Annotated in this window: 8 protein-coding genes; 7 read left to right on the top strand and 1 reads right to left on the bottom strand. The window is 70.7% G+C overall.

The annotated features are described in order from the left end of the window. Positions 1-208 precede the first annotated feature (208 nt). The 6 genes from ACGH2B_RS05200 to ACGH2B_RS05175 all read left to right on the top strand — a co-directional run bounded on the left by ACGH2B_RS05200 (position 209) and on the right by ACGH2B_RS05175 (position 9,098). A complete protein-coding gene (locus ACGH2B_RS05200) occupies positions 209-2,167 on the top strand; it encodes a glycogen debranching N-terminal domain-containing protein (protein WP_399084788.1) in 1,959 nt (652 codons plus the stop codon). 49 nt (positions 2,168-2,216) lie between these two features. Then, positions 2,217-2,981, top strand: a complete 765-nt coding sequence (locus ACGH2B_RS05195) for an NUDIX domain-containing protein (protein WP_399084785.1) — start codon at positions 2,217-2,219, stop codon at positions 2,979-2,981. A 165-nt stretch (positions 2,982-3,146) separates the two neighbouring features. Beyond that, positions 3,147-5,120 (top strand): ATP-binding cassette domain-containing protein, encoded by a 1,974-nt coding sequence (locus ACGH2B_RS05190; protein ID WP_399084782.1) that lies wholly within the window; start codon positions 3,147-3,149, stop codon positions 5,118-5,120. Between the two features lie 174 nt (positions 5,121-5,294). Beyond that, on the top strand, positions 5,295-6,212 hold the full coding sequence (locus ACGH2B_RS05185; protein ID WP_399084779.1) for a FadR/GntR family transcriptional regulator: 918 nt from the start codon (positions 5,295-5,297) through the stop codon (positions 6,210-6,212). A 392-nt stretch (positions 6,213-6,604) separates the two neighbouring features. Further along, a complete protein-coding gene (locus tag ACGH2B_RS05180) occupies positions 6,605-8,158 on the top strand; it encodes an RNA polymerase sigma factor (RefSeq protein WP_399084776.1) in 1,554 nt (517 codons plus the stop codon). A 130-nt stretch (positions 8,159-8,288) separates the two neighbouring features. Then, complete coding sequence (locus ACGH2B_RS05175; RefSeq protein WP_399084773.1) at positions 8,289-9,098, top strand: serine protease; 810 nt, start codon at positions 8,289-8,291, stop codon at positions 9,096-9,098. Positions 9,099-9,219: 121 nt separating this feature from the next. Here ACGH2B_RS05175 and ACGH2B_RS05170 read toward each other — a convergent pair whose 3' ends face one another. After that, entirely contained in the window at positions 9,220-9,450 is a 231-nt protein-coding gene (locus ACGH2B_RS05170) for a hypothetical protein (protein ID WP_391641079.1), read from the bottom strand. Positions 9,451-9,895: 445 nt separating this feature from the next. Here ACGH2B_RS05170 and ACGH2B_RS05165 point away from each other — a divergent pair, with 445 nt between their 5' ends. Next, on the top strand, positions 9,896-12,016 hold the full coding sequence (locus tag ACGH2B_RS05165; RefSeq protein WP_399084770.1) for a type IIA DNA topoisomerase subunit B: 2,121 nt from the start codon (positions 9,896-9,898) through the stop codon (positions 12,014-12,016). Positions 12,017-12,105: the final 89 nt, after the last annotated feature.

Below are 12,105 nucleotides of genomic sequence, written 5' to 3'. Positions count from 1 at the left end.
CGCGGTGCGGCCGGCGTGACCTGCACGCCGGCCGCACCGTTCAGGTGGATGGCGTCAACCGCCACCAGCACCGGAACCACCAGGGAGTACACCGCCCGTGCCAGGCACCGACCACCTCACCCCACCGATCCCCCACACACCCGGAGCACCCCGCTCCGCCCCGTCACGGGCCCCGCGGCCCCAGCCTCTCCACACCGCACTGATCTCCGTGGCACTGCCCCACCTCACCATCTCCCCGCCCGACGGCCAGCTCAGAGGCGAGAACGCCGACGGCTGCTACCACGACGGCCGCCGCATACTCTCCCGCTGCGAACTGCGTGCCGGAGCGGGCGAACCCGTCATCCTCCAGAGCAGCCAGACCGCAGCGGATCACACCCGATTCGTCGGCACCGTGCGCCTGACCGGTGACCGCAGCCCCGACCCCGACATCCGTCTGGAACGACTGCGCCGCGCCGACGGCAGCGAGCGCCTCACCTTCCGCAGCAGCGCCTCCCGCCCCATCCGCCTCCCCGTCGACCTCCGGCTCGGCACCGACCTCGCCGAACTCGGCGCCGCCGCCACCGGCCGACCCGGCCCCGACCTGCGCCCCGCCGTCCACGGGGCCGGCCTGCGCTGGTCCGGCCCCGGGGCGCACGCCGCGATCACCGCGACCCCCGCCCCCGACGACGCCCTCGCCTCCGCCGGCCTCCTGCGCTGGGAACTCGAACTCCCACCCGGCGGCACCCGCACCATCGACCTCCGCCTCACCCTGGAACTCACTCCACCCGAAACCCCGCACACCGGCCCGTACCCAGCACTTCGCCCCGCTGCCCCGCGCCCTCGCACCGCACGGCCGCAACGCCTGTGGACGGCGCGCCTGGAATCCGACGACCCCCGCGCCGACGCCCTCTTCGCCGCTTCCCTCGACGATCTCCACGGCCTCCTGACCCGCGACCCTCACACCCCCACCGACCTCTACACCGCCGGGGGCATCCCCTGGCGCCCCGGCCTCTCACCGGCCGAAGCCCTGTGGTCCGCCCGCATGCTCCTCCCGCTCGGCACCCACCTCGCGGCAGGCACCCTCCGCCTCCTCGCCCGCACCCAACACACCGCCCCGGGACCCGATCACGGCCGCCTCCCCGGCCCGCTCCGCGACGCCGGACCGCACGCCCCGCCCAGTTGCACCGGCACCGAAGCCACCCTGCTCTTCCCCACCGTCCTGGCCGAGGCACGCCGCTGGGGCCTGCCCGACCACGAGACCGAGCACCTCCTGCCCACCGCCGAACGCTGCCTGGACTGGCTGCTCCGCACCTCCGCCACCGGCCGCCCGCCCTACATCCCCGACCCCGCCCCGACCGGCCCGTACCGCTGCGAAACCCAGGCACACGCCCACCGAGCCGCCCTCCTCGGCGCCGACCTCCTCGACGCGTACGGGCAGCCCCGCGCCGACGACCTGCGGGAATGGGCGGCCCGCCTCCGCACCCACTTCCGCACCGACTTCTGGTACGAGGACCGCTACGGCGGCCGCCCCACCGCCCTGATCACCCCGCAGGGCCACCCCTCGACGCACCTCGGCTCCACCACCGCACACCTCCTCGACACCGGCCTGCTCGGCGGCGGCCGGCACGCCCCGGGCCTCCTCGATCCCGTCCGCACGGCGCAGCTCGCCACACTCCTGGCCGGCCCCGCCATGGACACCGGCTGGGGCCTGCGAAGCCTGAGCGCCAAGGAACAGGGCCACAATCCGTTCGGCCACCGCAGCGGAGCGGTGCGCCCCCACGAAAGCGCCGTCGCCGCCGCCGGACTCGCCGCCGCAGGCCACGAACCCGCAGCGAACTCCCTGCTCAAAGGCGTCCTCGACGCATCGGAGAGCTTCGGCCACCGCCTCCCCGAGATGTACGCGGGGGAGCAGCGCACCACGGGAGCCACTCCCGTGCCCCACCCCGCGGCCTGCCGCCCCGCCTCCGTCGCCGCGGCCGGAGCCGTCCACCTCCTGCTGACCCTCGCCGGCCTGCGCCCCGACGTCCCCGGCGGCACCCTCACGCTCCGGCCCGTCGCCGGCGCCCCGCTCGGTGCGCTCCAGTTCACCGGCCTCCGCGCCGCCGGACGCCCCCTCGCCGTACGGATAAGCCGCCTCGGCATGGGCATGGTGGAGGAGGTTGCCGACGGCTTGCGACTGAAGCCCTGATCCGGCGCGAGGGCCTGTTTATCGTCAGGCGGACGACTATGATCATGACATGCCTCCCTACGACCCGTCGGCCTTCCCGCCCTTCGCCGTCACCGTCGATCTGGTCGTGCTCACCGTGCGCCGCCACTCCCTCTGCGCCCTGGCCGTACGCCGCGGCGAGCCGCCGTTCCAGGGGCGATGGGCGCTGCCCGGCGGCTTCGTCCGCGCCGACGAGGACCTGGCGGGCGCCGCGGCCCGGGAGCTCGCCGAGGAGACGGGCCTGCACACCCACGACCCGGCCGACCCCACCGCCCCCTACGGCGCGCACCTCGAACAGCTCGCCACCTACGGCGACCCGAAGCGCGACCCCCGGATGCGGGTGGTGAGCGTCGCCCACCTCGTGCTCGCCCCCGACCTGCCCGCCCCGCGGGCCGGCGGCGACGCCCACAGCGCCCGCTGGGCACCGGTCGAAACCTTCCTCGACCAGGACCCCGCGGACGGATCCGACGAGGACACCCCGGCACCACTCGCCTTCGACCACGCCCGGATCCTCGAAGACGGAGTGGAACGCGCCCGCTCCAAGATCGAATACTCCTCACTCGCCACCGCCTTCTGCCCCCAGGAGTTCACGGTCGGTGAGCTGCGCCGCGTCTACGAAGCGGTCTGGGGCGTCGCCCTGGACCCCCGCAACTTCCACCGCAAGGTCACCGGAACCCCGGGCTTCCTCGTCCCCACCGGCGGCACGACGACCCGTCAGGGCGGCCGCCCGGCCCAACTGTTCCGCGCGGGCGGTGCCACCCTGCTCAACCCGCCGATGCTGCGTCCCGAGGCGTGAGCTTCCGACGCCTCCGGCGGGCGTAGCCACGGCCCCACCGTGACACGGCACGTCACCTCACCCAGTAATTACGGGTGAATAAGACATATAAGGCTACCTTGGCGGGGTGAGTCCTCTCGTGCCCCCGACCCCGTCCGGCCGGTCTCACGCCCTGCGAGGGACGCGATGATCCAGGCCATCGGACTGACCGGCGAACCCCGCGGCGAACGCCCGCCCGCCGTCGACGACCTCACCTTCGACGCCCGGCCGGGGCACGTCACCGTACTGCTCGGCCCTGCCGCATCAGGGAAGACCACCGCGCTGCGCCTGATGCTCCAGCTCCAATCCGGCCGCGGTGTCGCCCTCTTCCGCGGCCGCCCCCTGCACCGCGTGCCCAACCCCCCACGTGAAATCGGCGTTGTCCTGGGCGATGTCCCCGGCGACCCCTCCCGCACCACCATCGGCCACTTGCGCCTGCTCAGCGCGGCAGCCGGCGTCCCCATCGGCCACGCCGACGACGTCCTGGAGCTCGTCGGCCTCACCGGCCTCGCCGACAAACGGCTGGGTGAGCTCTCCCGAGGCATGGACCGACGCCTCGCCCTGGCCGCCGCACTCGTCGGTGACCCCCACACCCTCATCCTCGACGAACCCACCGAAGGACTACAGCCACGCGACACCGCCTGGCTCCACGGGCTGCTGCGCGGCTACGCCGCACAAGGCGGCACAGTCCTCACCACCTCACGCCACTCCCGCGAAGCCACCCGCATCGCCGACCGCGTGATCACCCTTGACGACGGCCATCTCGCCGCCGACCAGGACGCAGCGGCCTTCGCACGCACCCGCATGCGCCCCCGCGTCGTCGTCCACTCCCCGCACGCCGACCGCCTCGCGGCGCTGCTCATCGATGAATCACAACGCGCCCACCACACGTCGGCCCCTGTCATCGGTCACAGCATCGAAGTCGTGCGCGAGAGCGGCAGTCGCATCGCGGTGTACGGCAGCAACTGCGCCGCGGTCGGCGAAACCGCTTTCCGGCACCGGGTCCTGGTGCACCAACTCGCTGACGAGGAAGGCGACAGCGGCCTCATCGAGCCGCTCCACCGGGCGGACGGTCGACAAAGGCACACAGTCACCGCGCCTTCCGACGCAACCGACGCTCCTGACCGCGCCACTGTCACGGACACCACGCCCGCAGCCCCGAGCGTCAATATCGACATGCCGACATCCCGTGGTACCGATACGGCGACACATCCTGACGGCGACTGTCGCAGCACGCCCACCACCGAACTCACCGACACCCTCACCCTGCCAGTCATCACCGCCCCCACACCCACCCCCCGCGCCCCTCGGACAGCACCGGCAGAGCATCTGCGCATCCCCCGACTCCCGGCCCCCGGCCCCGCGTGGCCGTTGCGTTACGAAGTGCGCCGCACCTTGAGCGACCGAACCGTCGCCCTCGTCGCCGCTGTTTCACTCCTGGCGTCGTTGGTGGCAGCGCTGCTGCTGGCGCGACACGGAGCCGCCCCCATGTCGCGCGTCCTGAGCGGATGGCCGCGCCAACTACCCTTCCCGCCCGCCGCACTCGGAGCCGGCCTGGTCGGATCGTTGGCGTTCGGGCAGGAGTTCCGCTTCCCCGCGCTGGCCCATGAACGCGGCGCCGTCCCTCGCCGACTGGGACTGCTGGTCGCGAAACTGGCGGTCGGCGGAGCCTGCGCGCTGATTCTCGGTGCGGTGATCCTCCTCGCCGACGAGGCCGTCGTCCGGTTGGCGTTCGGGGCCGACGTCCTCGGCGACATCCCCGATACCCCGGTGTTCATGGTCGGTTGGGCGGGCCTGCTGGTCGGCTGCGCCTGGGCGGGGGTACTGGCCGCCGGTCTGTTCCGTTCCACGGCAATGGGGTTGGCGGCGGTGCTCGCCGTCCCGGTCCTCGTCGTACCGGCTTTGCGATACGTGCTGGCCGAGCAGGCGGGGCGTTCCCTGGCGGGGCTCACCGCGAGGCTGCGGGCGTCGGGTCCCGTTCGGTGGCCTTCCGGAATCGATCACGGAGCCTCTGCTGTCGTGCGCTGGGTGACCCAACCCGTCGGTGGTGCACTGGCGTTGTCCGTCACCGCGCTGGTCTGCGCTTATGGCCTGACGATGCTCCGAGGGCGGGTGCGCTGACCGTCGGGTACGGGGGAGGAGTGCGTCTCCAGGGCGTTCGCTGTCCGCAACTCGCCCTGGGGAGCGCATTTCTTTCCGATAAAGCGTCAATTGTGAGGTGTCGGGCGATCACCCTTTCGTGTGCTTTTCACCAAAGACCTCAAGGGTGTTCGGGACGCCGCCGACAAATGATGCGTGAGTACCCTTGCGCACACCATGATGACCGCGGCTCGCCCCGCTGACGCCGGCCACGCAGGCCCGGGCGAGCTCGACCGCTACCCCTACGGCACCGCCGTCAACAGCGCCGCGGACCGCGTCGCACCGGCGTGGGACGGCGCCGAGGCCGACATCGCCCGCGCCGGCCGGCGCACCGCCAGCAGCCGCGGCCGCGGCCTGCACGGCCAACTCGTCCAGCAGCTCGGCCAGATGATCGTCTCCGGTGATCTCGGTGCCGACCGGCCACTCGTCCCCGAAGAGATCGGCCAGCGATTCGAGGTCTCCCGCACCGTCGTCCGCGAATCGCTGCGGGTGCTGGAGGCCAAGGGCCTCGTCAGCGCGCGACCCAACGTGGGCACGCGGGTGCGCCCCGTGAGCGACTGGAACCTCCTCGACCCCGACATCATCGAGTGGCGTGCCTACGGGCCGCAGCGCGACGCACAGCGCCGCGAGCTGTGCGAGCTGCGCTGGACGATCGAGCCGCTCGCCGCCCGCCTCGCCGCCGGACAGGGGCGCGAGGACATCCAGCAACGGCTCGCCGACATGGTCGACGTCATGGGGCACGCCGCGGCCCAGGGCGACACCATGAACTTCGCCCGTGCCGACACCGAATTCCACGCCCTGCTGCTCCAGCTCGCCGGGAACCGCATGCTCGACCACCTCTCCGGCATCGTCTCGTCCGCCCTGCACGTCTCCGGCGGGACCTCGGGCGGGTGTGAGCGGCCGGCCGAGACGTCCGTCGGGCAGCACATGCGGATCGTCGACGCCATCGTCGCCGGGGACGCCGCGGCCGCCGAGAGCGCCATGCGTCAGCTCCTCACCGCCCACAGCGAGGGCGGCGGTCAGGTCGCCGGGGCGCCCGCGGACCACGTTGTACCGGCCCCTCGCGAGCACTGACGGCGGCCGACTCCCGCATACCCGCCGCAGGCCCCGAGGCGGTCGGTCCGCCGGTGCGTACCCGGAAGGCCGGGCGCCGCACCACAGCGCGACCGCAGCCCGCCGGATCCGGGCGTCATCCGGATCCGGCGGCGGGCTTCGGCATGGTTGCATGGCATATGAGGGGGAATGTCTCGTTATGAGGTGTGACTCGGGCCACGCGGATTGGGCGTAACGCTCTCCGGGGGAGCGCGATGACTTAAGAGGTGATAGCCGAGGAGGGAATACGAGCGGCGCCGAAGGCGCTGTTCCACTCCCCGGTTACCCCTGCGCCGCCGGCCATCCCCTCCGGCGGTCGTCGGCTCCGATCCACACTGGACGGGGTCGGAAGCCGTTTCCATCGTTCCGAGAGGTTGTTCGTGTCGGCCAGCACATCCCGTACGCTCCCGCCGGAGATCGCCGAGTCCGAGTCTGTGATGGCGCTCATCGAGCGGGGAAAGGCTGATGGGCAGATCGCCGGCGATGACGTGCGTCGGGCCTTCGAGGCTGACCAGATTCCGCCAACCCAGTGGAAGAACGTTCTGCGCAGCCTCAACCAGATCCTCGACGAGGAGGGTGTGACGCTGATGGTCAGTGCCGCAGAGGCGCCCAAGCGCACCCGCAAGAGCGTCGCAGCGAAGAGTCCGGCGAAGCGCACCGCCACCAAGGCCACCGCGGCCAAGACCGCAGCGGTGAAGAAGACCACCACGGCCCCCACCTCCCTGGGTGCCGCGCCGTCCGCCGAAGCGGAGCCCGCGCCTGCCAAGAAGGCCGCGGCCAAGAAGACCACGGCCAAGAAGACGGCCGCCAAGAAGACCACGGCGAAGAAGGCGACCGCCAAGAAGACGGCGGCCAAGAAGGACGTCGACGAACTGCTCGACGACGAGGTGACCGAGGAGACCCCGGCGCCCGGCAAGGGCGACGCGCCCGAGGCCACCGAAGGCGCCGAGGCCGCCGGCTTCGTCCTGTCCGACGACGACGAGGACGACGCGCCCGCGCAGCAGGTCGCCGCGGCCGGCGCCACCGCCGACCCGGTCAAGGACTACCTCAAGCAGATCGGTAAGGTCCCGCTCCTCAACGCCGAGCAGGAGGTCGAGCTCGCCAAGCGCATCGAGGCCGGCCTCTTCGCCGAGGACAAGCTGGCCACCGAGGAGAAGATCGCCCCCAAGCTCAAGCGTGAGCTGGAGATCATCGCCCAGGACGGCCGCCGCGCCAAGAACCACCTCCTGGAGGCCAACCTCCGTCTGGTCGTCTCCCTGGCCAAGCGGTACACCGGCCGCGGCATGCTCTTCCTGGACCTCATCCAGGAGGGCAACCTCGGTTTGATCCGCGCGGTCGAGAAGTTCGACTACACCAAGGGCTACAAGTTCTCGACCTACGCGACGTGGTGGATCCGCCAGGCCATCACCCGCGCCATGGCCGACCAGGCCCGGACGATCCGTATCCCCGTCCACATGGTCGAGGTCATCAACAAGCTCGCGCGCGTCCAGCGCCAGATGCTCCAGGACCTGGGCCGCGAGCCCACTCCGGAGGAGCTGGCCAAGGAACTCGACATGACCCCCGAGAAGGTCATCGAGGTCCAGAAGTACGGCCGCGAGCCGATCTCGCTGCACACCCCGCTGGGCGAGGACGGCGACAGCGAGTTCGGTGACCTGATCGAGGACTCCGAGGCGGTCGTCCCCGCCGACGCGGTCAGCTTCACGCTTCTGCAGGAGCAGCTGCACTCGGTTCTGGACACCCTCTCCGAGCGCGAGGCCGGTGTCGTCTCGATGCGCTTCGGCCTCACCGACGGCCAGCCGAAGACGCTGGACGAGATCGGCAAGGTCTACGGCGTCACGCGTGAGCGGATCCGCCAGATCGAGTCCAAGACCATGTCGAAGCTGCGTCACCCGTCGCGCTCCCAGGTGCTGCGCGACTACCTCGACTAGCCGATACGGAAATACCGGCGCTGTGGGCCCGGCACCCTTCGGGGGCCGGGCCCGCAGCCGTCCGGGTGCGCGAGCCATCCGTTTGGGTCACTCTGGGTGGGCGTTCACTGCCTCGCAGTCAGGAGTCCGTATGCGCCCGATCTTCCGCGCCGTACCCGGAGCACTCGCCATGGTCCTCGCCATACCATCGCTGGCCGTGGCCGACGCATCGGTGGTCGGGGGCCGGCCCGTACAGGCCGTGGAGAGTCCCTGGGTGGTGGCTCTCGCCTCCCAGAACCGCTTCGGAAGACAACGGTCCGGTCAGTTCTGCGGCGGCGTCCTGGTGGGCCGCTCAACGGTGGTGACCGCCGCGCACTGCCTGAGCGCCGAGGTCCTGGGGATGCCCTGGAGGCAGGTCCGCGACCTCCGGGTGCTCGTGGGACGCGAGGATCTCGCCGGCACCGGAGGCCAGGCGCTGAAGCCCGCGCGGGTATGGGTCAACCCGCGCTACGACAGCCGGACGAACGCGGGGGACATGGCCGTCATCACCCTGCCGGCACCCGTCACCGACCGGTCTCTTCCGATCGCGCCCGAGGGCTCGGACGCCTACAACGAAGGGACCTCCGCCATGGTGTACGGCTGGGGTGACACGACGGGGCGCGGCAGCTACGCCACGCGTCTGCGGTCCGCGGAGGTAAACGTTCTGTCCGACGCCACGTGCGCCCGTGCCTATCCGGGCAGTGCCGACGGGGCGTTCCAGTCCGCTTCCATGCTCTGCGCGGGGGAGCCGCAAGGGGGACGGGACGCCTGCCAGGGGGACTCCGGCGGGCCGCTGGTCGTCGCGGGGCGCCTGGTGGGGCTGGTGTCGTGGGGGGCGGGCTGCGGTGAGCCCGGGAGCCCAGGGGTCTACACGCGGGCGTCCGCGCTGCTCCCGGCCGTCGCGGCGCACGGCGCGGGCTGAGCGCCGCCCGCCGGATTGCGGGTGAACTCACGAGTGCGGGCGGTCTCTCCGGTGATGACCGGGGTGACCGCCCGCCGCACGGCCTGGGCCGCTACTCGCTCGTCGTCGTGGATGCGATGTGTCAGCGTTCCTCATCGGGCGCAGACGCCGGAGGGGCGGTCAGCCGCTCCGTCTCGTCCTGTATTTCCGCGGCGATCTTCTTGAGTTCTGGCTCGAACTTGCGACCGTGGTGGGCGCAGAAGAGCAGTTCTCCGCCGGACATCAGGACGACGCGCAGGTAAGCCTGGGCGCCGCAGCGGTCGCAGCGGTCAGCGGCCGTCAGCGGGCTCGCGGGTGTCAGAACAGTAGTCACGTCGCCTCTTCTCTAGCTCGACGAGCTGTCGTACCAGGGTCAACATCCAACCAGGCCGAAAACGTTCCCGCTCGTGCCTTTTCCTCGAAAAAAATCTTCGAGAGCCTGGCCGGGTGCTGCCGGGTGGCGGCGAATGAGCCGTATTGCCGGGTGGTTCGATTCACGTGGTTGCCGGATGGGTCCTCCCGGCTGGGTTGCCGGTCGTTGATGAGGACGTGCCCGGAGCCTAAATGGTTCATGCCTCGAAGGGAACGTGATGTTCGCGTCACGTGGCCCTCACCCTTTCGAGGGATCGAACGAACGATCGAAATTCTACTACCATGAGCGTGCTGACGGGTGGCGTCACATCGGCTCTACCTGGCCTCGGTACGCTCTGACCGGCGATACCGCCACAACCGAGTCCGCGGAATGCGGACTGCCAGAAATTCAGCGAGGAGCGAACCGCGTGACCGCCGAGATGTCCGTGCCGTCCACCGCAGTGCTGACCGGGGCAGACCGGGACGGTTCCAACTACACCGCGCGGCATCTGCTCGTCCTGGAGGGTCTGGAGGCCGTCCGCAAACGCCCGGGCATGTACATCGGCTCCACGGACAGCCGCGGCCTGATGCACTGCCTGTGGGAGATCATCGACAACTCCGTCGACGAGGCGCTCGGCGGCTACTGCGACCGCATCGAGGTGATCCTCCACGAGGACGGATCCGTGGAGGTCCGCGACAACGGCCGCGGCATTCCCGTCGACGTCGAGCCCAAGACCGGCCTCAGCGGCGTCGAGGTCGTCATGACCAAGCTGCACGCCGGCGGTAAGTTCGGCGGTGGTTCCTACGCCGCCTCCGGTGGCCTGCACGGTGTCGGCGCCTCCGTCGTCAACGCTCTCTCCGCCCGCCTCGACGTCGAGGTCGACCGCAACAGCAAGACGCACGCGATCAGCTTCCGCCGCGGCGTCCCCGGCACCTTCACCGGATCCGGCCCGGACGCCCCCTTCGACCCCGGTAACGGCCTCGCCAAGGGCAAGCGCGTCGCCAAGACGAAGACCGGCACCCGGGTGCGCTACTGGGCCGACCGCCAGATCTTCCTCAAGGACGCCCGGCTCTCCCTGGAGACGCTGTACGCCCGCGCCCGCCAGACCGCCTTCCTGGTGCCCGGGCTCACTCTCATCGTCCGTGACGAACGCGCCACCGACGGTGCCCCCGTCACGGAAGAGACCTTCCATTACGACGGCGGCATCAGTGAATTCTGTGAGTACCTCGCCCAGGACAAGGCGGTCTGCGACGTCCTGCGGCTGAGCGGGCAGGGCACCTTCAAGGAAACCGTCCCCGTCCTGGACGACCGCGGCCACATGACCCCCACCGAGGTCACCCGCGAGCTGGGCGTCGACATCGCCCTCCGCTGGGGCACCGGGTACGACTCGACGATCAGGTCCTTCGTCAACATCATCGCGACCCCCAAGGGCGGCACCCACGTCTCCGGGTTCGAGCGGTCGGTCGCCAAGACCGTCAACGAGGTGCTGCGGTCGAGCAAGCTCCTCCGCGTCGCCGAGGACGACGTCGTCAAGGACGACGCCATGGAGGGGCTCACCGCCGTCGTCACCGTGCGGCTCGCGGAGCCCCAGTTCGAGGGCCAGACCAAGGAAGTGCTCGGCACCTCCGCAGCCTCCCGCATCGTCGCGCAGGTGGTCGGCAGGGAACTCAAGGCGTTCCTGACGTCCACCAAGCGCGATGCGAAGCAGCAGGCCCGGGCCGTTCTGGAAAAGGTCGTCGCCGCCGCTCGTACCCGTATCGCCGCACGTCAGCACAAGGAGGCGCAGCGCCGGAAGACGGCCCTGGAGTCCTCCTCGCTGCCCGCCAAGCTCGCCGACTGCCGCAGCGACGACGTCGAGCGGAGCGAACTCTTCATCGTCGAGGGCGACTCGGCGCTCGGCACCGCCAAACTCGCCCGCAACTCCGAGTTCCAGGCGCTGCTGCCGATCCGCGGCAAGATCCTCAACGTCCAGAAGTCGTCCGTCTCGGACATGCTCAAGAACGCCGAATGCGGCGCGATCATCCAGGTCATAGGAGCGGGATCCGGCCGCACCTTCGACATCGACACCGCCCGGTACGGCAAGGTCATCTTCCTCGCCGACGCCGATGTCGACGGCGCGCACATCCGGTGTCTGCTGCTGACGCTGTTCCAGCGCTACATGCGGCCCATGGTCGAGCAGGGCCGGGTCTTCTCCGCCGTACCGCCGCTGCACCGTATCGAGCTGACCAACCCCAAGAAGGGGCAGGAGAAGTACCTCTACACCTACTCCGACAACGAGCTGCGGCAGACCTTGCTCGAACTGGAGCGGAAGAAGATCCGCTACAAGGACAGCATCCAGCGCTACAAGGGCCTCGGTGAGATGGACGCCGACCAGCTCGCAGAGACCACCATGGACCCGCGCCACCGCACCCTGCGCCGGATCAACATCAGCGATCTCGAGGCGGCGGAGCGCGCCTTCGACCTCCTCATGGGCAACGAGGTCGCCCCGCGCAAGGAGTTCATCACCAACTCCGCCTCGACACTGGACCGGTCGCGCATCGACACCTGAGCGTCGCCGGGCACGCCGAGGGGGTGTTCCTCCACCCAGGGGTGGAGGAACACCCCCTCGCTTTTCCACCCGGCTCCCACCCGCGGGCC

The organism is Streptomyces sp. BBFR2 (assembly GCF_044497305.1).
Lineage (GTDB): Bacteria > Actinomycetota > Actinomycetes > Streptomycetales > Streptomycetaceae > Streptomyces.
The sequence above is the reverse complement of the archived record's forward strand: the minus strand, read 5'-3'. Positions and strand labels throughout refer to the sequence as shown.

What these genes read in the sequence shown, in the direction of transcription:
- ACGH2B_RS05195 (WP_399084785.1), top strand. Translation starts at nt 2,217, where the DNA reads ATGCCTCCCTACGACCCGTCGGCCTTCCCGCCCTTCGCCGTCACCGTC.
- ACGH2B_RS05190 (WP_399084782.1), top strand. Translation starts at nt 3,147, where the DNA reads ATGATCCAGGCCATCGGACTGACCGGCGAACCCCGCGGCGAACGCCCG.
- ACGH2B_RS05175 (WP_399084773.1), top strand. Translation starts at nt 8,289, where the DNA reads ATGCGCCCGATCTTCCGCGCCGTACCCGGAGCACTCGCCATGGTCCTC.